Below are 24286 nucleotides of genomic sequence, written 5' to 3' on the forward strand. Positions count from 1 at the left end.
CCCCTAGCCCCCTCTCCGGTTGGCGAGGGGGAACTTCCCCTCTCCCTCTGGAGAGGGGACTGAGGGGTGAGGTGGCTTTAGCAGCTCTTCGACAGGTGTTCTTCATACGTCTCACTGAAATTGTGATAGCCGCTGCCGCTGCAATCCGCTTGGAAGAAAAAATAATCGCTCGGCGTCGGGTTGAGCACGCCGTTGATCGCCGACAAGCCGGGGTTGGCAATCGGCCCCGGCGGCAATCCGGTCACGCGATAAGTGTTATACGGCGAGATCACGCCCTGATAATCTGCCTGCGTAATTTGCCGCCACCAGTTCCCCGCCCCACCGAGCGGATACTGTACGGTCGGGTCAGCGTCCAGCTTCATGCCAATATTCAAACGGTTGAGGTACACACCCGCTATCTGCGGGTCTTCTTCACGGTGAATCGCCTCACGCTGCACAATCGACGCCAGCGTGACCACTTCAAACAGCGTGCGGTTCTGCTGCGCCGCGCGTACAAACGCGCTCGAACCCACCTGCCGCAAGAACTCTTCGGTGAGCAAATCGCGCAGACCAAAGGCCGTGATATCCGGCGGAAGCTGGTAAGTATTCGGGAACAGGAAGCCTTCCAGCGATGCGCCGACCGGCATGCCCACCTGCGATACAAACGCCGGGTCGAACTGCACGCCTGCGCCGACTACACGCAGGAAGTCCGCGCCCGTGAAGCCAAACAGCGGGTTGCGGTCAATAGCGTCAGCGACCTCTTCAATCCGCCACCCCTCGATGATCGTGAAGTTGATCACACTGTTGCGCGAATCGGTCAGCGCCAACGCAATTTCGGAAATGGTCTGCGTCTGGCGAATGAAATACGTTCCCGCTTCCAGTTCGGTATCCAAGTCATTCGCGCGCAGGTAGTCGACAAATAAGTCGGCATCGGTGATGAGGCTGGCGGCCAGCAGATTGCCGGCAATCGCGCGCGGGCTGTCGCCGGATGCGACCGTGAAACGCACCGGATCGGGGTTGCTCCCCGCGGCAGCATTGAGATCATCCTCGCGACCCGCCAAACGTAAGCGAATCAAGGCCGTTTGTACCCCATCGACGGGGTTGCCGCCCGTCGCGACGAAAATTACGCCGACACACACCACGCCGACCAGTGCGGCGGCGACGATCAACAGCAGTAACAGGCGACCCAATCGACTCAAGAAGACCTCTCTATCATGGTATCCGAACGCCTATTGTAACGTCTGCGCGGATGTGGGTACACTGGAAACGGTCTATTGGTCACCGATGATTGGGCTACGATCCGCATGATTTCTTCCGCCACGCTCTACCGCCGCCGCGATTTACTCGCCGTAATCGCCTTGATCGCGCTGTGGTTGCTGTTCTTCTGGCGGCTGTTCACGCCGGTGCGCGCGGATCAAGCCTCGCTCAGATCGGGTGACTTCTCCGGCCAGTTTATGACGTTCGCGGGCTACCAGTACAGCCGCTTCGCCGAGGGCGAAGTGCCCCTGTGGAATCCCTATAACAATGGCGGTCTTCCCTTTATCGCGGATACACAGGCCGCCGTCTTCTACCCGCCGCGCTTACTGACGATCACGCTGGCTCGGCTTGCCGGGGGTTGGACGTATCAGGCGCTGGAACTGGAAATGACGTTCCATGTCCTCGCCTTCACGCTCCTAATGTACCTGTTCGTGCGCCGCGTCACCGGGAGCGTGCTCGGCGGTTTTGTCGCCGCGATCGTAGCCGGCTATGGCGGCTTCTTGAGCGGCTATCCACCGCTGCAAATCGCCTTGCTCGAAGCGGGCATCTACCTGCCACTGGCCGCGCTGGGTATCTACGAAGCGACACGGGATGACCGCCTCGGCCTCAAATGTCTGATCGTCACCGGGGCGGCGCTCGGCCTGTCATGGATGGCGGGACACCCGCAAACCAGCTTCTTCCTGACTTATCTGCTCGTCGCCTACTTCGGCTGGCGCATATACGAGCGGCGCTGGCGGTTCACCTTGTGGATAGTGGGCTGCGCCGTCTTCGGGCTGATCGCCTTCGGGCTGGCTGCCGTCCAGTTGCTCCCCGGGTTCGAATACCTACTGTATACCACGCGCGCTGAATTCGGCTACGACGCCAAGAGCAACGGCTTCCCGATTCAGGACGTCATTCAATTCATTTACCCCACCATCCTAAGCATGTTTTCGCCGCTCTATGTCGGCGTGACCGGGCTGTTCTTCGCGTTGATCGCGCTGTGGCGGCGCGTATCGGGCGCGTGGTTCTGGGGTGTCGTCGCGCTGATCGGTCTGCTGTGGAGCTTCGGTGGCAACAGCGCGGTCTTCCCGGCGCTGTACAACGTACTGCCCGGTCTGCGGTTTTTCCGGGGTCAGGAACGCGCTGCCTATCTGGTCGTCAACAGCCTCGCGATCCTCGCGGGTCTGGGCGCGACCCGCCTTGCTCAATGGGACACGACCACGGACTATCCCGCCGCGCTTCGGTTGCGCGTCTGGCTGAATACGGCTGTCCGCGCGGCGCTGCTGTTCACCGCGCTGGTCTTCGTGTTGTGGATCGGTCAGCCCGACGCCTTCGGACGCGTCATCAGCGTGGTGACGCTCGTGACCCTCGTTGTCGGCGCGCTGGCGCTTCTCGTGCCGAGCATCACTGGGTATGCGCGTCCGGCGTGGGTGTGGGGCATTGCCGCCCTGCTCGTGCTCGAACTGTTCACGATCAACATGGATGCTGAACCTGTCTATGACCCAGTGCCCGCCGATATGCAAATCAGCATCAGCCCACCGCCGCACGTCGCGCAGGTATTGGCCGATACCGACGGCGTGTTCCGCGTTGATGGTTTCCGCGGTCTCGGCGACAATTACGGTAGTTTATATGGCGTGCAGGATATTCATGGCATCAGTCCATTGTGGCTGGGCAGCGCCTACAGCCTGATCGAAGGCGCTCTCCCCGACGCACGGACATGGGAACTGTTTGCCGTGCGTTACGTCTACTCTGATTGGGCGGAGCTACCCGTGTCAGCCCAACTTGTCGGCACCGGGACAGATCGCTATGGTGACATCAACATCCACCGTCTCGATAACCCGCGCCCCTTCGCCCTGCTGATGTACTCTGCCGCGATCATGGGCGACGACGCACAAGCCTACAGCATCCTCGCTGACGCGGGGTTCGATCCGCGTCAAACGCTGCTGCTGCAAAATGATGCACCCGTCGAACTAAACGGCGGCGAGTCGCTGCCAGCGATTGTCACGCGCTTCGAGCCGGAACTGATCGAGATGAGTGCGAGTTCGCCGCAGCCCGCGCTGCTGTCGATTGCACTGCCGCAGTATCCTGGCTGGCAGGCGACCGTCAATGGCAGCACAACGCCGATTCAGCGGGCGTATGGCGGTTTGACCGCCGTCGCTGTACCCGCAGGCGACTCGACGGTGCAGCTCGTGTTCGACCCGCTGAGTTACCGCATTGGCGCGCTTCTCAGCCTCGTAACGTGGATCAGTTTGCTGGTTCTGGCGGTTGCGGCTTTCGTCCGACCACGGCGGACATAGTCCCAACGCCCTGTTCTACCAATGCGTGCAGGTTCTTCGAATAGTAGGCGTCCGCCAGCCGACCAAACAACTGCACGGTCGACCAGTTCACCAGAAACCCGATCACCGCGCCTGCGCCCGGAATCACCTTGGCCACCGTTTTGAGGAGAATCGTCCGCAGCAACCGCTGAAAGGCCGCGCCCGCGAACTGTTCCTGATACATGATCAGTTGATCGGGCGTGACTAGCTTGTGGCGCAGCATCAGCATTTGGCTGACATTGAGCGCTTGCGCCTCATCCTGAATGCCATACACCTGCGCAATGAAATACGACATCGCTGAGGTTGAGCGCGCCGAATAGACGAGGTCAATCAGCAGACCGAGCGGCAGTTCCAGCAAACCGCCAAAACTGGTCAGCGCGCCAACGATCCCTTGACGGATGGCATAACGGTTTATAATGCGGCGAACGCGCTGTGATTGGGTATCATGGGGATGAGCGGCGACCAACTGCTCGTACATCCGCTGGAGTTCATCCGTGTTCGGCGCGCTGTAGTTCGGCAGGTTGCGGAGAAAGCGCGGGAAGTTGCGCACAATCAGCCAACCGATGATCAGTAAGGTTAGCGACGACAGGACACAGGACAGAACCAACAGTTGACCGAAATCCAATTTTCCGCCTCACAGAGCGCAAACCGAGTTTGGCATTCAGTGTACCGGAATTTGAGCGTTTACATAACGACGGCAGAGAGTATGAACTATGCTGTATCTGACTAATCCCCTGCAAGACTGGATCGCGCGCCTTGACCGCCGCGCCTACGCCCTGCTGATCGGCACGGCGCTCGGCGTGCTCGGCGGCGTGACCGGCTTGCTGATCGCCGTATTCGACCCGCTGATCGCCTTCGGGCTGATCGTCGGCGTCATGCTCGGCCTGTATGTCATCACCAACGTGAACGCGGCGCTCTACGGTGTGATCGCGGTCATGGCGCTCGTGCCGTTCGCGACCTTCCCGGTGAAAATCGTTTTCACGCCAACCTTCATGGATGCCGTGATGGGCGCGTTCTTCCTCGTCTACGCTTTCCAGTGGATGACGGGCAAGCGTCACTTCTTTCGGCTGACGCCCGTGCACGGCGCGATTCTGCTCTATTTGTTGTGGCTGATCATCAGCTTTGTGCTCGGCTTGCGCTATGCCATGCCGACGCCCGCCATCGCCCGCCAGTTCGCCGAAACGCTGCTGAGTATCAGCATGGTATTCGTACTTGTCGATTTGCTGCGCGAACCCGCCGCACTGCGCCGTCTCGTCCTCGCGGTGATGATCGCGGTCGGCGCACAAGCGACTGTCGCGCTCATCCTGTATGCGATGAATGATGCGGTCGCCGAACGCACGCTCGTACGCCTCGCCCGTTTCGGCTATCCCAATGGCGGCGTAATCCGCTATATTGAAGACAATCCTGCCGACGCGGAACGCGCCATCGGCACGTGGGTGGATCCCAATGCGCTCGGTGGATTTCTCGCCGTCGCCGCCACGATGATCGCGCCGCAGGTGTTCGCGCGGCGTCCGGTGCTGCGCTCGCGCTGGATCGCGTGGGGCGTGCTCGGCATCGTCGGCTTGGCGCTGGTGCTGACGCTGTCGCGCGCCTCCCTGCTGGCTTTCGCCATCGGCCTGTTGTTCATCGGTCAGGTGAAAGGCTACCGCCGCTTCATCACGCTGATTGCATTGGGTGGCACGCTCGTTCTCATCCTTCCGCAAACCCAAGCCTATGTCGGGCATTTCATCAACGCCTTCACGGCGGGCGACATCTCCACGCAAATGCGCATCGGCGAGTACACCGATGCCTTCCGGCTGATTCGCCGCTACCCCTTCACGGGCGTCGGCTTCACCGGGACGCCGGATAACGACATCTACACCGATGTCGCCAGCATGTACCTGATTATGGCCAACCAGATCGGCTTGATTGGTGTCGGGTTATTCGCGCTGACCCTCGGCAGCGTGTTCGCCTATGGTCGCCGCGCGTGGCAGTATGTGCGCGACAACCCTGAACTGCGCTCGATTCACCTTGGCTATCACGCCGCGCTGCTGACGGCGCTCATCAACGCCACAGCCGATCTCTACTTTTTCCGCCTTGACTTCCAGGCGTCAATCACCCTGTTCTGGTTGGTAGTCGCGCTCGCGCTGGCCTCGTCCCGTCTCGCCATCGAAGCGGGTGAGCAGCAGACACCGCCGACGCTGCGAACGACTCCGCAAATCTAGTTCCGCGGCCCTGTCGATTGATGCAGGCCTGCGTACTGAAACCACATGGTTCCTCGGAGGGGCGCACGGCTGCGCGCCCCTCCCCAAGCAAGTAGAGCTTACGTGTCTGCGTTTTCGTTTCCACAAGCATCACGACCCCAGTTTGTTTGTGGGCCGCCACACCTTTCAAAAATCACATGCCATCATAATCTACCGTTGTCAAAGCCCCCTCCATCCGCTATGATGCTGCCCATAACCCATCTTATGTTCTTTCCGCTTTGTGCCAGGGCACCCTCGCGTCTGGTTCAGGGCAAACCCAGGGAAGGGGTAACTCAGAGTGAAACGACCTTACGAAGTCGCTTTTATCGTGCGTCTGGATGTTACAGACGAAAACTCGGTGAACAACACCATTGATCAGGTGCGCGCTTGGATCGAAACCGACCAGCTCGGCGAAGTCAAGAAGATTGACCGCTGGGGTCGGCGTAAGCTGGCTTACGAAATCGACAAGCAGCGCGAAGGCTTTTTCGTGTTGATGGAATCGCAGATCGAACCGCGCGGCCTGCCGGAGCTGGAACGCAGTCTCAACCTCTCGCCGTTCATCTTACGCTATATTATTGTGCGTACCGACGAATAACCCTCCCCAATCTGTTGTTTTGAGTAGAGGTGTGTTGTTATGGGACGCGGTCTAAATAAAGTCATCATCATTGGTTATGTAGGACGGGATCCAGAAATGCGCTACACCCCCAGCGGTCGCCCGGTGACAAGCTTCAGCGTCGCCACCAGCCGCACGTGGGTGTCTGCCGAAGGCGAACGCCGCGAAGAAACTGAATGGTTCAACGTGGTCGCCTGGGGCAATCTCGCCGAAATCTGCAAAGCCCACCTCAGCAAGAATCAGCAGGTGTACGTTGAAGGTCGCCTGCAGACGCGGGGTTGGGAAGATGAAACCGGCAAGAAGCACTTCCGGACCGAACTCGTCGCCAACGAGATGATTTTACTGGGAGACCGTCGTCCACATCACAGCGACTTCGACTACGTCAATGACGACAGTGATGGCAGTGATTACGCATTTTAAGGACATGTCAGGAGACTACCTGTGAGCGATAACGACAATCGCCGAGATTTCGACAGTGACGATGGCGGCGAACGCCGCGGCCGTCGTGAAGACCGTGAAGAGCGTGGGGATCGTGGTGACCGCGGCGAACGTGGCATGGGCCGCGGTCGCTACCGGACGCAGAACTACTGCCCCGATGGCAAGTGCTTTGACTGGAAAGACGTTGATACGCTGAAGAAGTACATCAACGAAACCGGCAAGATCAAGCCGCGGCGTCAGACGGGCAACTGCTCGCGCTGCCAGCGGCAGTTGGCGCGGGAGATCAAGCGCGCACGGCACATGGCGCTGCTCCCCTTCATCATCATCACGGAATAACTCACCTGTGCCGGACTCACCTCCGGCACATTCATTTAAATCGTCATTATAAGTGGATCACGTGGACGACGTTGGGACGCGGTTGGCTGCGCCCCGGCATAGTAGCCTGCATGATTAGGAGTACGCATGAGCAAGCGTAGTCAAACGACAGGGATGCCCAAGCCCGGTCAATCCAAAAAAGTCGTAGAGAAAAAAGAAGAACCGAAGGGCGCGCTGCAGCGGCTTCTCAAAACGGATTACGAACACAAGCACGAGCGTGAAGCGGCGATTCAGCGCCTCGTGATCCTCGGTGTGGGGCTGGTGATTGGGATCGCGGCAATCATCTTCGTTGCGGCCTTGTTGGTCGACACGCTGATCACGCCGAATCAGGCTGTTGCAACCGTCAATGGCACGACAATCACGGTCGCGCAGTTCGAAAACCGCGTGCGGTTGGAACGCGCCATCCTCAACAACCAGTTGAATCAGGCCGTCGCGCTGTACCGCCAGTTCGGCGCCACCGACGACCAGATCAACCAGCAGTTGTTCTCGCAAGCGCCGTACAGCACGTGGCTCAACGAAATGCAGGTGCCGGATCAGTTGGGCAACCGCATCATCAACGAAATGGTGGACGATGAACTCGTGCGCCAGCAGGCAGCTGAACGCGGCATCACCGTGACGGCGGAAGAAATCGACGCGGAAATTCAGGATTATTTCGGCTTCGACCCGAACGCCGCCGATGCGACTGCCGAACCGACGGTCGAACCCACGCTCACGCCCACCCCGTTCGTCTCGCCGACACCGTCGCCCGTGCCCACCAGCACGCCGACCCCGCCGCCGACCGCGACGCCGGAATTCACGCCTGCGCCGACGGTGACCGCGTTCCCCTCGGCGACGCCGACCAACACGCCGAATGCGACGGAACGCGCCGACCAGTTCAACACGCAGCGCGAAGATTTCTTCAGCTATCTGCGCCGCGCGGCTGGCCTCGGTGACAGCGAAATCCGCTCCTACTTTGAAACGCAGCTCCTGCGCAGCAAGTTGGGCGAAGCGCTGATGGAAGGCAAGACGACGGGCTTGTGGGTGAATGCCCGCCACATCCTCGTCGACACGCCGGAACTCGCGCAGGACGTGATTGACGCGCTGAACAACGGCGAATCGTTTGCGGCGCTGGCGACCCAGCTCTCGACCGACACCGGCAGCGGTGCGCGCGGCGGCGAACTCGATTGGTCGCAGGTCAGCGGCTTCGTGACGGAATTCGGGGAAGCGGTGACCACCGCCGAAATCGGTGCCATCGTCGGCCCAGTGCAGACGGAGTTCGGCTATCACATTATTCAGGTGCGCGCTCGTGAAGAACGCGAACTGGAAGGCAGCGAACTCGACAACGAGCAGACCCGCCAGGTGAACGTCTATCTGGACGATCTGCGCGCGGCGGAGACTACCTCGGTCGAAATTCTGGATGCGTGGACGAACCACGTGCCAACTTCGCCCGCTCTCTCGCTGACCGGCTCGTCGAACTAATTTCAGCCTATGAATCGTAGGGGCGCACGGCCGTGCGCCCCTACGATTCATAGGGATTATCTCTCCCCACCGTTTTCCCAACGTTTAGGATTCTCCAATTTCCCCGCGTTGCCGCTGACTAGCGGCCTCGGTTATAATGCCCGGCATGAATGATCAAGGTCTATCCCGGTTTGAAACGCAGCTTGAGCGGCTGATCGAAGGCGCGTTCGCCAAACTGCTGAGCAAAACGATCAGTGCCCATGACATTGCCCTGCAGGTTGTGCGCGCGATGGAAGACGATCTCTGGCAGGCGACGGACGGCGATCCGCGCCCCTTTGCGCCGGATCAGTACGCGATCCGCATGAACCCCAATGTGCAATATCACCTGCTTACGCGGCAGCCGTCGCTCGGGACGCTGCTGGTTCAGCACATCATCGAACTGGCCGCGCAGTCGGGTTACCGTCTCAACAACACGCCGATCATCCAGATCATCGCCGATCCCGACTATGCCGCGAACGAACTCAAAGTGCAGACGCAGCACGTCGACAAGCGGCAGGACTCGACCGCGGTCATGGAGCGTATCGACACCCCGCGCGACGAACCCGCGCCGCATAATCCCCAGTTGATCATCAATGGCCAGAAGACGGTCAAGCTGCGCGACGCGATCATCAACCTCGGGCGCGGACGCGATAACCATATTGTGCTGGATGATCCCTACTGCTCGCGGCATCACGCGCAGCTCCGGCTGCGTTTCGGGCGCTACACGCTGTTCGATACCAACAGCGCCAGCGGCCTCAGCGTCAACGATGTCGCCGTACGCGAACACCGCTTACAGCCCGGGGATGTCATCCGCCTCGGCAAAACCCAACTCGTCTACTGGGAAGACACCGTTCCCGGCGATACCGGGATCAATGAGCCACAGTGACCACCGACGCCGTCTTGTTCATCCTCCGTTTGCTGGCGGGCGTGATTCTGCTCGCCGTGCTCGCGATATTGTTCCTCGTGATGTGGCGCGACTATAAAAGCGCGCTGATCCATGTGGAGTCGAGCCGCCGCGCCTATGGGCGCTTGGTCGCCGTCGAAGAACTGGATGGCGTACAGATCGCCGGGCAGGTCTACGCGCTGCTGCCGCTCACGAGCATCGGGCGGTCGCCCACCAACACCATTACCATTGACGACGACTTCGCCAGCGGCGAACACGCGCTGGTCGCGTATCGCGGCGGGCAGTGGTGGCTGGAAGATCGCCAGAGCCGCAACGGCACTACGATCAATGATATCCCCGTCACGCAGCCCATTATCATCACCGATGGGGATGTGATCGGCATCGGCAGTTGTCGTTTTCGCCTCGACTTGGAGCATTAACGCATGGATTTAGGCCTCCGCAACGCCAAAGTACTGGTGACCGCCTCCAGTCAGGGATTGGGCAAAGCCACTGCCCGCCGCTTTAGTTTGGAAGGCGCCATCGTCGTCATCAACAGCCGCAACCTGGCCGAACTGCAAGCGACCGCCGCCGAAATCAACGCCGAGTCGGGCAATCCCGTCTTCACGCTCGCCGGCGACGTGAGCGATCCGGTCCAAGCGGCCAAGCTCGTCCGCAACGCTGCCGACATGCTCGGTGGGCTGGACATTCTGGTAACGAATGCGGGTGGACCGCCCCCCGGCACTTTTGAAGACTTCGACCTAGAGCAGTGGGAGCAGTCGACGAAGCTGATCGTGTTCAGCGTCGTTAGTCTGATCAAAGCGGCCCTACCCCATCTCAAGCAGTCCAAGCGCGCGGCGATCCTCGCTGTACAGTCGATGTCGGTCAAGCAGCCCATCGTCAACCTGACGCTTTCCAACGCAATTCGCCCGTCAGTCGTCGGCTTGACCAAGACGCTCTCGCAGGAGTTGGGGCCGCAGGGGATTCGCGTCAATGCGATTCTGCCCGGCAGCACGGAAACCATCCGCATCACCGAATTGATGGAAGCGCGCGCGGTCAAAAATGGCACGAGCGAAGCCGACGAACGCGCGCAGGCCTCTGCCGACATCCCGCTGCGCCGCTTCGCCACCCCCGACGAATTCGCTAACGCTGCTGTGTTTTTGTGTTCGCCTGCCGCCGGGTACATCACGGGAGTCGCGCTCCCGGTCGATGGCGGCGTGATCAAAGCTACGCTCTAAGGATGCGATCCCATGACTGAACCCATTTTGATCGGCGTGATCGGCGGCTCTGGTCTGTACCAGATGCCCGAACTGACCGATGTGACGACCGTCGCGGTCGATACCCCATTCGGTAAGCCCAGCGCGGACATTGTGATTGGCACACTCCGCGGCAAGCGCGTCGCCTTCCTGCCCCGCCACGGCGTCGGGCACGTGTTCACGCCGTCGACCGTCCCCTACCGCGCCAATATCGCGGCATTGAAAATGCTCGGCGTCAAGCAGATCATCGCTGTCAATGCGTGCGGTTCGCTGCGTGAAGACTACGCCCCCGGCGACATTGTGCTGCCCGACCAGTTGTTTGACCACACCCGCGGCACCCGTCCGCGCACCTTCTTTGATACGGGTATGGTCGCGCACGTCTCCGTCGCCGACCCCTTCTGCGCGCAGCTCAACGAGGTGACGGCGGATGCGGTCGAGAAAGCGGGCGGACATGTGCATCGCGGCGGCGCGTATATCACCATCGAGGGCACGCGCTTCAGCACGCGCGGCGAAAGCGAAGTCTATCGCCAGTGGGGCATGTCGATCATCGGCATGACGACCTGCCCGGAAGCGTTCCTCGCCCGCGAAGCCGAGATGTGCTACGTCACCATGTCGCACGTCACCGACTACGACGTGTGGCACATCAGCGAAGAAGCCGTCACCGTCGACAAGGTGATCGCCACCATGCACCATAATCTGGCCATCGCGCAGAACGCGGTCGCCAACGCTGTAGCCGCCCTAGATGAGCACCGCGACTGCGCCTGTCACCGCGCGCTCGACAATGCCATCATGACCGACCCCAAACGCATCCCGGCGGACGTTCTCGAACAGATGCGTCCAATTGTGGGGCGCTTGTTCGCCTGATGTTCGCGCCGACGGAAAGCCGCCGCGCTGAATTCGCGCTGCTAGGCGTGTCGATGCTGTTCATCGTCATCAGCACGCTGGCGCTGAGTTTGGCACGCGGAGAGATGCTGCCCGCTAACTGGCTGCATCTGCTCTCGTGGGCGGTCTGCGCCGTGCTTGGCAGCCTGTATCTGCATCGGCGCCTGCCCAACCGCGACCCGCTGCTGTTTCCGCTGGCGATGTTCATGTCCGGTTGGGGGCTAATTCTGATCGAGCGCCTCGCGCCGCCCTTCGCCGAACGGCAGGCGCTCTGGCTGATCGTCTCAACCGCGGCGCTGCTGATTGTGGTCAGCGTGCCGCGCATATTGTTCTGGCTGCGTGCCTACCGCTATACCCTGCTGGTCTTCGGGTTGGGGCTGCTCGTCGCGACCATTGTGCTCGGCACGAACCCCTCTGGGCAAGCGGGCGCGCCGGAGTTGTGGCTCGGCTTCGGGACGCTTTTCTTCCAGCCGTCGGAAGCGCTCAAGGTGATCCTCGTCGCCTTCCTCGCCAGTTACCTCGCCGAGCAGTACCCGGCGCTGCGCGCGTTCGCAGGGGTTGAGCAACGGCGGCTATCCCCGCGCATCCTCGGCCCCATTCTGCTGATGTGGGGACTGTCGGTCGTCATTCTGATCTGGCAGCGCGACCTCGGCACGGCGATTCTGTTCTTCCTCGTGTTTCTCACCCTGTTGTATGTCGCCAGCGGCTACACCCCGCTGTTGATCGGCGGCGCGCTGCTGGTGCTCATCGCCGGCGTGCTCGCCTACCAGTACATCCCGCTGGTGCAGCTGCGCATCGACATCTGGCTCAATCCGTGGCCGGATGCTGACAACCGCGCCTTCCAGATCGTGCAGAGTCTGCTGGCCTTCGGCGCGGGCGGCATCTTCGGGCAGGGCGTCGGGCAAGGTTCACCGACGTTCATCCCCGTGGTGCATTCCGATTTCGTGTTCGCGGCATTAGCCGAAGAATGGGGCTTGCTCGGCGTGATTGTGTGCATCGCCTGCGTGCTGATGTTCGTCATGCGCGGTTTACGCATCGCCGTCAAAGAGAATGGTCGCCCCTTCCATGCGCTGATGGCAGTCGGCCTCAGCGTGGTGCTCGCCGTACAAAGCCTGATGATTATGGGCGGCGTCCTCAAGCTGATTCCGCTCACAGGGGTCACGCTGCCCTATTTCAGCTACGGCGGCAGCTCGCTGCTGGTAAATTTCATCATGGTGGGGCTGCTGCTGAAGCTCTCGGCGGGAGAAACGTGATGGGTTTTAGCCGCGAGATCAACCGCCTGCTGGTCGGTTTGCTGTTCATGTTCGGGATCGTCGCATTATCGGCGGCCTACTGGAGCATCACCGGACCGGACACCATTCTGCGCCGGGCCGACAACCCGCGCCGCGTGGAAGCCGAACGCGCCATCGAACGTGGAGCGCTCGTCGACCGGAATGATCATGTGTTAGCGTACACCGAAAGCGCGGATGGTATTGTCACGCGCCGCTATCGCTACCCCGCAATGTACAGCGCGCTCGGCTATTACAGCTATCGCTACGGATCGAGCGGCATCGAAGGAGCCTACGATGCGCTGCTGAGCGGCACCGATCAGGTCACCTCGACCGGAGATGCGCTGCTCAACGGCTTGATGCATCGTCCACAGGTGGGCTCGGATGCGCGCCTGACGCTCGATCTTGAAGTGCAGGAAGCGGTCGCCGCCGCGTTGGCGGGGCAAACAGGCGCAGTCATCGTGATCGGCGTGCCGAATGGCGAAGTCCTAGCGCTCGCCAGTCTGCCCACCTACGACCCAAATACGCTCGACGAGAACTGGGACGCCTTGATCGGCGCGCCCGGGAATCCGTTCTTCAACCGGGCGCTCCAAGGTCAGTACCAACCCGGTGCAGCGTTGCAGACGCCGCTGCTGGCCGCAGCTATGCTCGTCAACATCCCGTTGGAGACGGTTGATGCGAGCGCAACGCAGCCCGTCCCGCTCGGCGATCTCAATCTCGCGTGCGCGGTACGCCTGCCGGAAATTGAGCTCACCCTGAGCGAGGCCTACGCCTTCGCCTGCCCACGCGCCTTTGCCGACATCCTCGATCCGATTGGCGTTGACACTTTGAACACGGTGCTGATGACCTTTCGCCTGAACGAGTCGCCGCTTCTCGCCGGGTTTGAACCGCCGCCGACCAGTACTCCGTCGACGCTGCGCCTCACACCTGATAACCTGCTGGAAACGGCGCTCGGTCAGGGGCAGTTCACCGTGACGCCGCTCTCCATGGCGCTCATGGCGGCGGGCATCGTTAACGACGGCAACGCGCCGCAGCCGTACCTGCTCCAACAGTCGCGCCAGCCGGATGGCGCATGGATCGATGTGCGCACGGCGCGGGCGAGCCTTCCGATCACGACCACCAACAGCGCCCGCCGCCTGCAAGACCTGATGCGCGGCGCGGTCGCCTTTGGCGCAGCCCAAAACGCCGGGCGTCCCGGCATTGATATCGGCGGACATGCGTCAATCGCCTATTCGGGTGAAGGCTCGCAGGCGTGGTTCGTCGGCTTTGCGACGTTTGGCGGGGCGAACGGCGCGGCGGTCGCCGTTATTCTGGAAAACAGCGATGACCCCGGTCGCGCGGCAGATATCGGCGGCACGGCGCTCGCCGCCGCGCAAGCCGCGCTCCTTGGACAGCCGAGCTCATGAAGATTCTAGCCCTCGAACGGGAAGTTCCCGGCACACCCGCCGACGCATTCGCGCCGCACCTCAAAGCGGAAGCGCGGCGCGCGTGGGAACTAGTCCAAGCTGGAGTCATCCGTGAACTGTACTTTGACCGCGATCAGCACACCGCCGTGCTCATGCTCGAATGTGCAGACCTCGATGCCGCGCGGGCGGCCCTCGCGACCTTACCGCTGGTGGAAACGGGTCTTATCACCTTTGAATTGATTCCGCTCGCGCCGTATTCCGGTTTCGCGCGGTTGTTCATGGCGGATTAGCCACCTTCCCATAACCGCGGGCTCAACCCGAGTTTCTTCGACCATTTGGCAGTTTTACTGTGAATGTGCACGAACCATGAGCTATAGCGGTCGGTGTGCTGGGCCTGCTTGAGCGCGTTGAGGAAGGACGCTGCATCGTCGAACGGTTCAAGTTGCATAACGGCGCGCCCGTATTCGCCGCGGCTGTGCGCATCCGACCCCACCGTGCCCACCAGTTGCCGCTGTCGGGCAAATGCCAGCGCCTTGACGTTATCTTCGGCGAACACACAGCGAGCATTGAAAATCTCAATCGCATCGACTTTATCGATGATATCCAGCAGATCTGGTTCCAGCCATGCCCCCTTGCGTAGGCGGTCAAACGGATGCGACACGCTGATCACCGCGCCCTGATCCCGCAGAATACGGATAGTTTCATCTGGCGTCAAACCCGGCGGAATTGATTCCTGCACAAAGTAGGCCAGCAGCTCTCCGCGGTCGGTCATAATCTCTTCGCCGACGATGATCCGATCCGGCGCGCGGCGGCACATCTCCAGCGCCCCCCGTGCCGTATTGTGATCCGTGATGGCTATGCGGTCGACACCGCGTTTATCGCACATCTGCAGAATCGTCTCGAACTTGATAAGGCAGTCTTTGGACCATTGGGTGTGGCTATGCAGTTCGACATTCAGCATTCTCATCTCCTTATCCTCGCGCGCCATTCTACGGGATCGCCCGGAGCGTTTCAACGGCGCAGCGTGTGAATGTGCTATAATACCCCGCGCGTTTGCAACCGTCAGAGAGTCGTCAGGTTGCCAGTCACATTTTGTGGCAAACTAACGGCATATCTATGGGAAGAATGTATTGAGAACTCAAACAACAATGGATCACGCATCCAACCTCCATGCGCCGCCGCGGCTGCTGCTCTGGGCGGCGTTGACCTTGTTCGTGCTGATTGTAATCGCCGGATTAGGCGGGATTGCGTATTTTTCCAGCGGACGTCTCGCCTCGCTGCTGCCCTACGCCGTGATCGGCGCGCTCGCCCTGTTCCTGAGCGTGATCGGCGGCGCCGTGCTCTTCCGGCGCACACTCCCGCGTTTGCTCTGGCTCTGGACTTCGATTGCTGTCCTCGGGCTGATGATCGTTGCCGCGTTTGGCGGCACGCTGCTCTTCCGCAACAACCTGCCCCCGCGCTATCAGGAGCAGATGATCACCGAAGTCCCCTTCATGAGCGGTTTCCTCCGCTCACTGATGCAGCCCACTCCGGCGGGCGGCGCACTGCCAACCGCCGCGCCGAACACCAGTGGCATTGACCCGCTGTCGCTGCTCGGCGGCGCAGAACCGACGGTCGCCGCCACGGAAGAAACCACGCCTGAAGCGATAAGCATCGTGCCGACCGCAACCTTCACGCCGCCGCCCACCGCTACCACAGCCCCGACCCTCCCGCCGACTACGGCGCCGACCGTTGCCCCCACTGTCGCGCCGACCGAAGTCGTCGCTGTAGCCGCGTCCGCTCCGGCGCGAGCCCTTGCGGCGCGCATGTATGGTTTCACACACGTGCAGCAGGGCTGGAACAACTGCGGCCCGGCGAACATCACCATGGCGCTGAGTCACTATGGCTGGCAAGGCACCCAGGATGACGCCGCGTCCTTCCTCAAACCGGTCGACGAAGACAAGAACGTCAGCCCGCATGAGATGGTCAACTTCATCAACACGCAGACGGGCGTACGCGCCGTCACCCGCCTCGGCGGTGACATGGAGCTCCTCAAGCAGTTGATCTTCAACAACATCCCCGTGATCATCGAAACCGCCTATACGCCGGAAGGCTATGACTGGATAGGTCACTACCAGACGGTGGTCGGCTATGACGATAACGCGGGCGTATTCTATATCTACGACAGCTACCTCGGCACGGGCGAAGCGGGTGAAGGTTTGCCCGAACCCTACGCCGAATTTGACGCCAACTGGCAGGCCTTCAACCGCGTGTTCATCGCCATTTACGATCAACCGCGCGAAAGTCTGGTGACCGAAGTCCTCGGCGAACGCGCCGACCTGCCGCGCTCGTACGAGATCGCGCTGGAAATCGCACAGGAAGAAGCGCGCGCTGACCGCCGCGACAAGTTCGCGTGGTTCAACGTCGGCACCGCGTTCACGCGCCTCGGCCAGTTCGAACAGGCCGCGAACGCCTTCGATATCGCCCGCCAGCTTGACCTACCCTTCCGCATCATGTGGTATCAGTTCGCGCCGTTTGAAGCGTATTTCGGCGCGGGGCGCTACGATGACGTGCTCGTCCTCGCGGAGACCACGATCAATAACAGTGACGAGCGTATCGAAGAAGCGTACTACTGGCGCGGTCGGGTTTACTCGGAACAAGGACGCGCCAATGACGCGAGCTCTATGTATCAGATTGCGCTGCGCCTGAACCCTAACTTTGAACCGGCGCAGCAAGCGCTGGCAGGATAACCACCATGGCCGCACAGAACACCCGGCAGCTCGCCCGCTCCACGCTGATCGTCATGGTCGCGTTTGGAGCGGCCAAAGTCGTCAGCCTCGCGCAGCAGTTCATCGTCGCCCGCGAGTTCGGCGTCGGCAGCGAATGGGATGCGTATGTCGTCGCCAACAGCATCCCCGAACTGATCTTCACACTGATCGCGGGCGGCGCGTTGGCCTTCGCCTTCATCCCGATCTTCGCGGGCTTCCTCGCGGAGGGTAACCAGCCGAAGGCGTGGAAGACGGCCAGCCATGTCATCAATTCGCTGTTCCTGCTCACGATCATCGTGAGCGCCGTGGTGTTTTTGATCGCGCCGTGGCTCGTCAGCAATGTGATCGCCACGGGGTTCCCCGCGGACGCGCAGGCGCAAACCGTCGACATGATGCGCATTCTGCTCGTCGGCACGCTGATCTTTTCGGTCAGCGGCATCCTGATGGGCATTCTGCAAAGCTACAACAACTTCCTGCTGCCCGCCCTCGCGCCGATCATGTACTCGGTCGGCTTGCTGATCGGCGTGGTCATCCTAACAGATAGTCTCGGCGTTTACGGCGTCGCCATCGGCGCGGTGATCGGGGCGGCGCTGCATCTCAGCATCCAGATTCCCGGCCTGATCCGCGTGCGAGCCCAATGGTCGCCCGAACTCGGTTTGACCGACCCAACGCTCTGGCGCATTTTGCGTCTCATGCTGCCCGCGCTCGGTGGGCTGGCCGTCTTCAGCGTCAACTGGCTCATCATGAACAACCTCGCCTCGAACATGGGCGAGGGCGCGGTCAGCGCGTTGAGCTGGGGCTGGCGCATCATGCAAATCCCGGAAACGCTCATCGGCACGGCGATGGGCACGGTCATCTTCCCGACGCTCGCCGCCTTGAGCGCTGTCGATAACCTCAAGGGCAAACGCGAGGCGATGGCGGGCGCGATCCGCTTCATCCTGACCGCGACCATTCCTGCGTCGATTGCCCTGCTCGTGCTGGGGCGACCGCTGCTCACCGTGCTGGAAGGTGGCGCGTTCGACGCCTCCGCGACCGACTTTGTCTACAGCACGCTCCAATTCTTCACGCTTGGCTTGATTGTGCAGTCAGTGTTGGAAATCGCCGCCCGCTCCTTCTACGCCGACAAAAACACGGTGATTCCCTTCATCACGTCGAGCATCGGCGCGGCGATCAACATCGTCGGCGCGTACGTGCTCAGCGCGAGCCTGGGCGTCGGCGGGTTAGCGCTGGCCAACTCGCTCGGCATCGCCGTCGAAGTCTCAATCAACCTGATTCTGCTGCGGCGGCGCTGGCACGGCATCGAAGAACGCTCGCTGTTCCTTACAGCCGCCAAGGGAGTAGCGGCCAGCCTCGTCATGGCGGCCATCATCCTCGGCGTCGGCGCGGTGTGGTCAGCGCTCGGTCTTGGTGAGCGGGGCAAAGCATTCCTGATCGCGCAGATCGCTGTGCAAGGCGTGCTGGGCGGCCTCGGGTTTTTGGCCGCAGCGTGGATTTTGCGCATGAAAGAATTGGAAGAACTGCTGCGTCTGATTCGTAGGCGCTCCACTGCACCCGTTGAGGCGGCTGTTTCATGAGTATCGAAATCAAATACGTGACGCTTGGTCTCGCGCAGACGAATGCTTATCTTGTCGCGGATACCGAGACCAACGATGCCATCCTGATCGATCCTGTCGATCAGGCCGAACTGCTGCTCAAACTGGCGACCGACGCGGGCTGGACGATCAAGCTCATCCTCGCCACCCATGCCCACTTCGATCACGTCCTCGCGAGCGCAGCGCTCAAGGAACTGACGGGCGCGCCGTTTTATATTCATTCTGAAGCCGTCCCCATGTTGAAAAACCTGCCACAGACCGGTCTGCGCTTTGTCGGGCAGCTCTACCCCGAAGCCGCCGAACCGGATCGCCTGCTCACGACCGAATCGGAGACGATCACCCTCGGCGCGATCCAGCTGGAAACGCTGTATACCCCCGGTCATGCGCCGGGACATCTGGCGTTCTACATGCGCGACCAAGATATCGTTTTCAGCGGTGACGCGCTGTTTGCGGGGAGCGTCGGGCGCACCGACCTGCCGGGTTCAAGTTGGGCAGTGCTGGAGCGGTCGATCTTCGACAAGCTGCTCACGCTGCCCGATCAAACGCGCGTGCTCTCCGGGCATGGCGCCATGACGACGATTGGGCGGGAGCGCCAAACGAATCCCTTCTTGATATAGGCGAACGATGACCATAGCGAATCAGTTTTCGTATGTTCTCTTTGCGCTCGGCACGCTGGTCGTCGTTTTGGCGGTGCTGCGCTGGCGGCATGTCGCGTGGCGCTCGACACTGATCGCGGCTCTGGTGCTGGCGCTCGTCTTCACGGGCGGATTCCTCGCCTTCCGCGTGGGCGCAAGTGACGTCACAAGCGTCGGCGCGGCGCAGGCGCAGATCGGCAACGGCAAGCCGACCTTCCTGGAGTTCTACAGCAACTTCTGCGCGGGCTGCATGGCGGCGCGTCCCGCGGTCGACGAGTTGGTGACCGCGATGGGCGACACGTTCAATATACTGCGCATTGATATTCACACGGCGGTTGGGCGCGAACTGCGCGCCATCTATGGCTTCACCTATTCGCCGGAATTTGTCCTGTTTGCTGCGGATGGCAGCGAATTGTGGCGCGCGAACAGTCCGCCTACGGCTGTGGAGCTTGACCAAGCGACAACCAACACGATCTCCTCACCCTGACCATACCTGCCGCCCGGCGTTCGTGTTATTACTATATATTGGATACTCATATTCTCGCCGGAAGTGCACTGTGTGTCTTCCGGCTACGCCATTGAAGGGGACTTGTCCCACATGAAACACATCCTGCTCATATTTCTGGATGGGATCGGCTTGGGGGAGAACGACCCGACCACGAACCCGTTTGCGGCGGCTACCACCCCCACGCTCGATGCGCTGGCGAATGGTCACCGCTGGCTGCGCGACACCGGGGCACAGGTCAGCGAGCGTGCCATCTTCGTTCCAACCGATCCGCGCATGGATACTCCCGGCAAGCCGCAGAGCGCCAGCGGTCAGGCGGCCATTTTGACGGGCAAGAATGTCCCCGCGCTCATCGGCGAGCATTACGGCCCACGCCCCAACCCACCGATCCGCCAAATTCTGATGGAAGACAACTTCTTCAAGCAGGTGACGCGGCGCGGCCTGCCAGCAGCGCTCATCGAGGGCTATCCGCCGCGCTTTCACGAGGCGATCAACAGCGGCAAACGGCTCCGCTCCAGCTATCAGGAAGCGCTCTTCGCCGCCGATCTGCCTCTTTTTGGCGAGGACATGATCTACAGCGGCGACGCCTTGGCTGTCGATTGGGTTGGCGAAGGCTGGCGCAAGGAACTTGGCTACACTGACACGCCGATCTACGAGCCGTATGAAGCCGGGATCAAGATGGTTGAGATCGCCCGGCGCTACAGCTTCGCCTTCTTCGCGCACTGGGTCACCGATGTGATCGGGCATCGCGGCACGGTGGCGGATGGCGCGCGCAACCTCGAAATCTTCGACGGCGTGATGCGCGGCGTGCTCGACGTGTGGGACGACGACGAAGGTTTGATCGTCATCACCAGCGATCACGGCAACATGGAAGACCTATCGCACACCAAGCACACCGAGAACGATGTACCCACGGTCGTGATCGGCACAGGCAAAGAGGAATTCGCCGCAGGCGTGAAAACGCTGGCGGACATCACGCCGCAGATGGCCGCTTACCTGTTCGCCCAACCGCACGGCTGAAGTGCAGCCCTTTTACGAAACCGTGGTGAGGCGGGCGTTAGAAGCGTCATAGAACTGTCCCTACGAACAGGTGAAGCTAAGCATTTCTCGTCTATACTCAGATCAGAATTGTACTGGTATGAAGGCTGTGGATGATGGATGCTAACAATTTACGTGAAACCATGCGCCTGTGGGCGAGCGGCGTCTCGGTGGTGACGACCGCTGACGCAGTGTGCCGCGCGGGCATGACCGTCAGCGCGTTCAACTCGCTCTCGCTCACTCCCCCGGCGATTCTGGTGTGCTTACAGAAAGATACCCGCACCGCCGAGGTGATCCCCGGCGCGGGCGTATTCGCCGTGTCGATTCTCGGCGCGGATCAAGCCTATTTGTCGGATCGCTTCGCGGGGCGCGTGCCGCTCGGCGACACGGAAGATCGCTTCGACGGGCTGAACCTAACGACGGGCGTGACCGGTGTACCGATCCTCGCGGATGCTATCGCCTGGCTGGACTGCAAAGTGCGCGAAATCCACGATGGCAGCACCCACTGGATCGTGATCGGCGAGGTCGTCGCGACCGGCGTGCCAACCGATGGCGCATCGCCCCTGCTCTACTTCAATCGCAGCTACCACACCTTACAGACGCAGAATGTAGCCTCACCTTGATTCTTATCCCTCGCTCCACTACAATGAGCGCTGACTTTTCGACGGGTAGACCTCATGTTTGAGCAGCTTACAAACCGCCTGCAAGACGTCTTTGACGGCTTAGGGCGGGTCGGCAAACTCACGGAAAAAGACGTAGACAAGGTAATGCGCGAGGTGCGCATGGCGCTCCTCGAAGCGGATGTTGCCTTGCCTGTGGTCAAAGACTTCGTGGGGCGTGTCAAAGAACGTGCCATCGGCGCGGATGTGGCTAAGAGCCTCAAGCCCGGTCAGCAGGTCGTCAAGATCGTGCACGAGGAACTGCTCACCACGCTCGGTGAAGGCGCGAAGCTCAATTTCTCTGGCAGCACTAAACCGCATGTGATCATGCTGGTGGGTCTGCAGGGGTCGGGCAAGACAACCACCGGTGCCAAGCTGGCGCTGTTCCTGCGCCGCGAAGGCCGGTCGCCGTTCATGATTGCCGCCGACACCTATCGCCCTGCCGCCGTTGACCAGTTGGTCACGCTGGCGAAGCAGATTCAGGTTCCGTACTACGAGGAAGGCACAACCGCCAAACCGCCGGACATCGTCGCGCGCGGGTTGAAGGTCGCCAAAGAGCAGAACGCCGCCGTCGTGATCGTCGATACGGCGGGTCGTCTGCAAATTGACGAAACCCTCATGACGGAGCTGGAAGAGATCAAACGGCGGACTCAGCCCGCGGAAATCCTGCTCGTCGCGGACTCGATGACGGGTCAGGAAGCCGTGCACATCGCCGAAGGCTTCAACGGCCGCCTTGGTATCACTGGGCTGATCCTCACCAAGATCGACGGTGACGCCCGCGGTGGTGCGGCGCTCTCGATGCGCGCTGTGACGGGCGTGCCGATCAAGTTCCTCGGCACGAGCGAAAAGGTCGACGGGTTCGAGGCGTTCTCGCCGGATCGTCTGGCGCAGCGCATCCTCGGTATGGGCGATGTGATGGGCTTGATCGAAAAGGCGGAAGCTGAATTCGATGAGGCTGAAGCCATCAAGCTGCAGAAGAAACTGATGGAAAATCAGTTCACACTGCAGGATTTTCTGGAACAGCTCCAGAAGATCAAGCGCATGGGCAGCATCACCAGCCTGCTCGGCATGATCCCCGGTATGAACCGCTTCCGGGACCAGATCGACGAGCAGCAGGTCGACAAACGTATCCGCCGCGTGGAAGCGATCATCAACTCGATGACCAAAGCCGAGCGGGAAAACCCCAAGGTCCTCAACGCCAGCCGCCGTAAGCGCATTGCAGCGGGCAGCGGCGTCGAAGTGCGGGATGTGAACGAAGTCTTGAAGCAGTTCAAAGACATGCAGTCGATGATGAGTCAAGTTCGGAAGGGCAAATTCCCCGGCATGCCCGGTGGCGGCCTGCCCCCCGGATTTCCGCGCTAAGACCGCCCATCGGTCTTTCCGCAACTGAGTTATTTTGTTCTCAGTGGCTCTCCGTCCATAGGTGACGCCTGAGAGCGCAACTAGAAAGGTACATTACCCATGGTTCGTATTCGTCTCCGCCGGACTGGCCTCAAGGGTCAGCCGAGCTACCGTATCGTCGTGGCCGATCAGCGTTCTTCGCGTGGTGGCGGCTTCATCGAAATCATTGGCACGCACAATGCCCGCACCCTGCCGATCACGGACATCATCGACGAAGGTCGTGCGCTGTACTGGTTGAGCGTGGGCGCGCAGCCGAGCGAAGCCGTGAACTATATCCTCAAGCGCACCGGCACGCTGGATCGCTTTGAACGTATGAAGAAGGGCGAAGCCGTCGAAACGCTCGTCGCCGAAGCGTCGGCTGCGGCTGCCGCGCGCGATTACAGCGTCAAGACCCGTCACGATGCCCCCGCCGCTGGCGAAGGCACCATGAAGCCCAAGGGCAACTAAGCTTCACCTCCCCCTCGCCTTGCGGAGAGGGGTGGACATGGTGATAATCTGTAGGGACGAGGCATGCCTCGTCCTTTTTGGTATAATGATTTGTAGCATGGGGATGCGTTGAACGGCGTCCCGGTTTGCACAGGAGCACAAGACGATGGAAGAACTGGTCGAATACGTCGCCAAGAGCCTCGTGGATGATCCGACGTCGGTGAAAGTTCGCCGCCGCGACTCGGGCTCGTCCGTCGTGATCGAACTGCACGTCGCCCAACATGACACCGGCCGCATCATCGGCAAGGGTGGCCGCGTAGCGAACGCTTTGCGCGCGCTGCTCCGCGCGGGCGAAAGCAAGAACAAGCGCATCGTATTGAAAATCAGCTAGGCATGCAGCCCAAACACCTGATTTTAGGCGAAATTTTACGTCCGCACGGCGTGCGCGGTGAACTGCGCGTGCGTCTGCTCACCGATTTCCCCGAACGCATCAGTCAGCTCAAAAGCGTGTATCTCGGCACGGATCCGAACGGCAAGGTAACTGCCTACAACGTCGAATCCATGCGCATGAATCAGGAATATGGTCTGCTCAAGCTTAAGGGGATAGACGATCGCACCGAAGCCGAACGCTACCGCCAGCTCCTCGTCATGATCGACCTGAAACATGCTGTGCCGCTGGAAGCGGGCGAATTCTACCTTTATGAGCTGATCGGGCTGGAAGTTCGTACTGAAGATGGCGAAGTCCTCGGTACACTGACCGAAGTCCTCGAAACCGGCGCGAATGATGTGTACGTGGTCAAGGGCGCGCAGCATGGCGAAGTCCTGGTTCCGGTGCTGCCGGAGACGATCATCAAGACCGACATCGCCGCCAAGCAGGTGATCGTGCGCCTCCCGGCAGGTTTGCTCCCCGGGCAAGGCGAAGACGCTTAAGCATTCC

Annotated in this window: 26 protein-coding genes; 23 read left to right on the plus strand and 3 right to left on the minus strand. The window is 60.9% G+C overall.

Annotation, left to right across the window (positions count from 1 at the left end):
- Positions 1–77: 77 nt before the first annotated feature.
- Positions 78–1178: an endolytic transglycosylase MltG gene (mltG, locus tag IPK17_RS03465; protein ID WP_343416274.1), complete on the minus strand. Its 1101-nt coding sequence runs from the start codon at positions 1176–1178 to the stop codon at positions 78–80.
- Between the two features lie 75 nt (positions 1179–1253).
- Here mltG and IPK17_RS03470 point away from each other — a divergent pair, with 75 nt between their 5' ends.
- Positions 1254–3512 carry a YfhO family protein gene (locus IPK17_RS03470; protein WP_343416275.1) on the plus strand — a complete coding sequence of 753 codons (2259 nt, stop codon included), beginning with the start codon at positions 1254–1256 and terminating at the stop codon, positions 3510–3512.
- Here the strand turns inward: IPK17_RS03470 and IPK17_RS03475 are convergent.
- A complete protein-coding gene (locus IPK17_RS03475; RefSeq protein WP_343416276.1) occupies positions 3460–4155 on the minus strand; it encodes a hypothetical protein in 696 nt (231 codons plus the stop codon). The genes IPK17_RS03470 and IPK17_RS03475 overlap by 53 nt on opposite strands.
- A gap of 88 nt (positions 4156–4243) precedes the next feature.
- Here IPK17_RS03475 and IPK17_RS03480 point away from each other — a divergent pair, with 88 nt between their 5' ends.
- From IPK17_RS03480 to IPK17_RS03535, 12 genes are all read left to right on the plus strand, one after another.
- Positions 4244–5734, plus strand: coding sequence for an O-antigen ligase family protein (locus IPK17_RS03480; protein ID WP_343416277.1), 1491 nt, complete (start codon positions 4244–4246; stop codon positions 5732–5734).
- Positions 5735–6050: 316 nt separating this feature from the next.
- On the plus strand, positions 6051–6347 hold the full coding sequence (rpsF, locus tag IPK17_RS03485; protein ID WP_343416278.1) for a 30S ribosomal protein S6: 297 nt from the start codon (positions 6051–6053) through the stop codon (positions 6345–6347).
- 39 nt (positions 6348–6386) lie between these two features.
- Entirely contained in the window at positions 6387–6785 is a 399-nt protein-coding gene (locus tag IPK17_RS03490; RefSeq protein ID WP_343416279.1) for a single-stranded DNA-binding protein, read from the plus strand.
- A 21-nt stretch (positions 6786–6806) separates the two neighbouring features.
- Positions 6807–7139, plus strand: a complete 333-nt coding sequence (gene rpsR, locus IPK17_RS03495) for a 30S ribosomal protein S18 (protein ID WP_343416280.1) — start codon at positions 6807–6809, stop codon at positions 7137–7139.
- Between the two features lie 126 nt (positions 7140–7265).
- Positions 7266–8636 carry a peptidylprolyl isomerase gene (locus tag IPK17_RS03500; protein WP_343416281.1) on the plus strand — a complete coding sequence of 457 codons (1371 nt, stop codon included), beginning with the start codon at positions 7266–7268 and terminating at the stop codon, positions 8634–8636.
- Positions 8637–8781: 145 nt separating this feature from the next.
- On the plus strand, positions 8782–9540 hold the full coding sequence (locus IPK17_RS03505) for an FhaA domain-containing protein (protein WP_343416282.1): 759 nt from the start codon (positions 8782–8784) through the stop codon (positions 9538–9540).
- A complete protein-coding gene (locus IPK17_RS03510) occupies positions 9537–9977 on the plus strand; it encodes an FHA domain-containing protein (RefSeq protein WP_343416283.1) in 441 nt (146 codons plus the stop codon). Before IPK17_RS03505 ends, IPK17_RS03510 begins: the two co-directional genes overlap by 4 nt.
- A gap of 3 nt (positions 9978–9980) precedes the next feature.
- A complete protein-coding gene (locus IPK17_RS03515) occupies positions 9981–10772 on the plus strand; it encodes an SDR family oxidoreductase (protein ID WP_343416284.1) in 792 nt (263 codons plus the stop codon).
- A 12-nt stretch (positions 10773–10784) separates the two neighbouring features.
- Complete coding sequence (gene mtnP, locus IPK17_RS03520; RefSeq protein ID WP_343416285.1) at positions 10785–11654, plus strand: S-methyl-5'-thioadenosine phosphorylase; 870 nt, start codon at positions 10785–10787, stop codon at positions 11652–11654.
- On the plus strand, positions 11654–12925 hold the full coding sequence (locus tag IPK17_RS03525; protein ID WP_343416286.1) for an FtsW/RodA/SpoVE family cell cycle protein: 1272 nt from the start codon (positions 11654–11656) through the stop codon (positions 12923–12925). The genes mtnP and IPK17_RS03525 overlap by 1 nt, the downstream gene beginning before the upstream one ends.
- The gene (locus IPK17_RS03530) at positions 12925–14346 is read left to right on the plus strand and encodes a penicillin-binding transpeptidase domain-containing protein (protein ID WP_343416287.1); all 1422 of its coding nucleotides are present in this window, start codon (positions 12925–12927) and stop codon (positions 14344–14346) included. Before IPK17_RS03525 ends, IPK17_RS03530 begins: the two co-directional genes overlap by 1 nt.
- Positions 14343–14636: a superoxide dismutase gene (locus tag IPK17_RS03535; protein ID WP_343416288.1), complete on the plus strand. Its 294-nt coding sequence runs from the start codon at positions 14343–14345 to the stop codon at positions 14634–14636. Before IPK17_RS03530 ends, IPK17_RS03535 begins: the two co-directional genes overlap by 4 nt.
- Here the strand turns inward: IPK17_RS03535 and IPK17_RS03540 are convergent.
- Positions 14633–15307, minus strand: a complete 675-nt coding sequence (locus tag IPK17_RS03540; RefSeq protein ID WP_343416289.1) for a PHP domain-containing protein — start codon at positions 15305–15307, stop codon at positions 14633–14635. The two genes, IPK17_RS03535 and IPK17_RS03540, sit on opposite strands and share 4 nt — an antisense overlap.
- 187 nt (positions 15308–15494) lie before the next feature.
- Between IPK17_RS03540 and IPK17_RS03545 the strand changes: the two genes are divergently transcribed.
- The 10 genes from IPK17_RS03545 to rimM all read left to right on the plus strand — a co-directional run bounded on the left by IPK17_RS03545 (position 15495) and on the right by rimM (position 24279).
- Positions 15495–17075 carry a C39 family peptidase gene (locus tag IPK17_RS03545; RefSeq protein ID WP_343416290.1) on the plus strand — a complete coding sequence of 527 codons (1581 nt, stop codon included), beginning with the start codon at positions 15495–15497 and terminating at the stop codon, positions 17073–17075.
- Between the two features lie 5 nt (positions 17076–17080).
- The gene (gene murJ, locus IPK17_RS03550; protein ID WP_343416291.1) at positions 17081–18667 is read left to right on the plus strand and encodes a murein biosynthesis integral membrane protein MurJ; all 1587 of its coding nucleotides are present in this window, start codon (positions 17081–17083) and stop codon (positions 18665–18667) included.
- Positions 18664–19302, plus strand: coding sequence for an MBL fold metallo-hydrolase (locus IPK17_RS03555; protein WP_343416292.1), 639 nt, complete (start codon positions 18664–18666; stop codon positions 19300–19302). The genes murJ and IPK17_RS03555 overlap by 4 nt, the downstream gene beginning before the upstream one ends.
- 7 nt (positions 19303–19309) lie before the next feature.
- Complete coding sequence (locus tag IPK17_RS03560; protein ID WP_343416293.1) at positions 19310–19807, plus strand: TlpA family protein disulfide reductase; 498 nt, start codon at positions 19310–19312, stop codon at positions 19805–19807.
- A gap of 111 nt (positions 19808–19918) precedes the next feature.
- Complete coding sequence (locus IPK17_RS03565) at positions 19919–20845, plus strand: alkaline phosphatase family protein (RefSeq protein ID WP_343416294.1); 927 nt, start codon at positions 19919–19921, stop codon at positions 20843–20845.
- A gap of 131 nt (positions 20846–20976) precedes the next feature.
- Positions 20977–21486: a flavin reductase family protein gene (locus IPK17_RS03570; RefSeq protein WP_343416295.1), complete on the plus strand. Its 510-nt coding sequence runs from the start codon at positions 20977–20979 to the stop codon at positions 21484–21486.
- 54 nt (positions 21487–21540) lie between these two features.
- Positions 21541–22884 carry a signal recognition particle protein gene (gene ffh / locus IPK17_RS03575; protein ID WP_343416296.1) on the plus strand — a complete coding sequence of 448 codons (1344 nt, stop codon included), beginning with the start codon at positions 21541–21543 and terminating at the stop codon, positions 22882–22884.
- Positions 22885–22983: 99 nt separating this feature from the next.
- Positions 22984–23370, plus strand: coding sequence for a 30S ribosomal protein S16 (rpsP, locus tag IPK17_RS03580; RefSeq protein ID WP_343416297.1), 387 nt, complete (start codon positions 22984–22986; stop codon positions 23368–23370).
- 145 nt (positions 23371–23515) lie between these two features.
- The gene (locus IPK17_RS03585) at positions 23516–23740 is read left to right on the plus strand and encodes a KH domain-containing protein (protein ID WP_343416298.1); all 225 of its coding nucleotides are present in this window, start codon (positions 23516–23518) and stop codon (positions 23738–23740) included.
- A 2-nt stretch (positions 23741–23742) separates the two neighbouring features.
- Positions 23743–24279, plus strand: coding sequence for a ribosome maturation factor RimM (gene rimM, locus IPK17_RS03590; protein ID WP_343416299.1), 537 nt, complete (start codon positions 23743–23745; stop codon positions 24277–24279).
- The last annotated feature ends 7 nt before the right edge of the window (positions 24280–24286 follow it).

The sequence above is a fragment of the Candidatus Flexifilum breve genome (assembly GCF_016713355.1).

Bases quoted from the DNA above. Each gene is read 5' to 3' on its own strand.
- IPK17_RS03480 (WP_343416277.1), top strand. From the start codon at position 4,244: ATGCTGTATCTGACTAATCCCCTGCAAGACTGGATCGCGCGCCTTGAC.
- IPK17_RS03490 (WP_343416279.1), top strand. From the start codon at position 6,387: ATGGGACGCGGTCTAAATAAAGTCATCATCATTGGTTATGTAGGACGG.
- IPK17_RS03500 (WP_343416281.1), top strand. From the start codon at position 7,266: ATGAGCAAGCGTAGTCAAACGACAGGGATGCCCAAGCCCGGTCAATCC.
- IPK17_RS03505 (WP_343416282.1), top strand. From the start codon at position 8,782: ATGAATGATCAAGGTCTATCCCGGTTTGAAACGCAGCTTGAGCGGCTG.
- IPK17_RS03515 (WP_343416284.1), top strand. From the start codon at position 9,981: ATGGATTTAGGCCTCCGCAACGCCAAAGTACTGGTGACCGCCTCCAGT.
- mtnP (WP_343416285.1), top strand. From the start codon at position 10,785: ATGACTGAACCCATTTTGATCGGCGTGATCGGCGGCTCTGGTCTGTAC.
- IPK17_RS03525 (WP_343416286.1), top strand. From the start codon at position 11,654: ATGTTCGCGCCGACGGAAAGCCGCCGCGCTGAATTCGCGCTGCTAGGC.
- IPK17_RS03530 (WP_343416287.1), top strand. From the start codon at position 12,925: ATGGGTTTTAGCCGCGAGATCAACCGCCTGCTGGTCGGTTTGCTGTTC.
- IPK17_RS03535 (WP_343416288.1), top strand. From the start codon at position 14,343: ATGAAGATTCTAGCCCTCGAACGGGAAGTTCCCGGCACACCCGCCGAC.
- IPK17_RS03540 (WP_343416289.1), bottom strand. From the start codon at position 15,307: ATGCTGAATGTCGAACTGCATAGCCACACCCAATGGTCCAAAGACTGC.
- IPK17_RS03545 (WP_343416290.1), top strand. From the start codon at position 15,495: ATGGATCACGCATCCAACCTCCATGCGCCGCCGCGGCTGCTGCTCTGG.
- murJ (WP_343416291.1), top strand. From the start codon at position 17,081: ATGGCCGCACAGAACACCCGGCAGCTCGCCCGCTCCACGCTGATCGTC.
- IPK17_RS03555 (WP_343416292.1), top strand. From the start codon at position 18,664: ATGAGTATCGAAATCAAATACGTGACGCTTGGTCTCGCGCAGACGAAT.
- IPK17_RS03560 (WP_343416293.1), top strand. From the start codon at position 19,310: ATGACCATAGCGAATCAGTTTTCGTATGTTCTCTTTGCGCTCGGCACG.
- IPK17_RS03565 (WP_343416294.1), top strand. From the start codon at position 19,919: ATGAAACACATCCTGCTCATATTTCTGGATGGGATCGGCTTGGGGGAG.
- IPK17_RS03570 (WP_343416295.1), top strand. From the start codon at position 20,977: ATGATGGATGCTAACAATTTACGTGAAACCATGCGCCTGTGGGCGAGC.
- ffh (WP_343416296.1), top strand. From the start codon at position 21,541: ATGTTTGAGCAGCTTACAAACCGCCTGCAAGACGTCTTTGACGGCTTA.
- rpsP (WP_343416297.1), top strand. From the start codon at position 22,984: ATGGTTCGTATTCGTCTCCGCCGGACTGGCCTCAAGGGTCAGCCGAGC.
- IPK17_RS03585 (WP_343416298.1), top strand. From the start codon at position 23,516: ATGGAAGAACTGGTCGAATACGTCGCCAAGAGCCTCGTGGATGATCCG.
- rimM (WP_343416299.1), top strand. From the start codon at position 23,743: ATGCAGCCCAAACACCTGATTTTAGGCGAAATTTTACGTCCGCACGGC.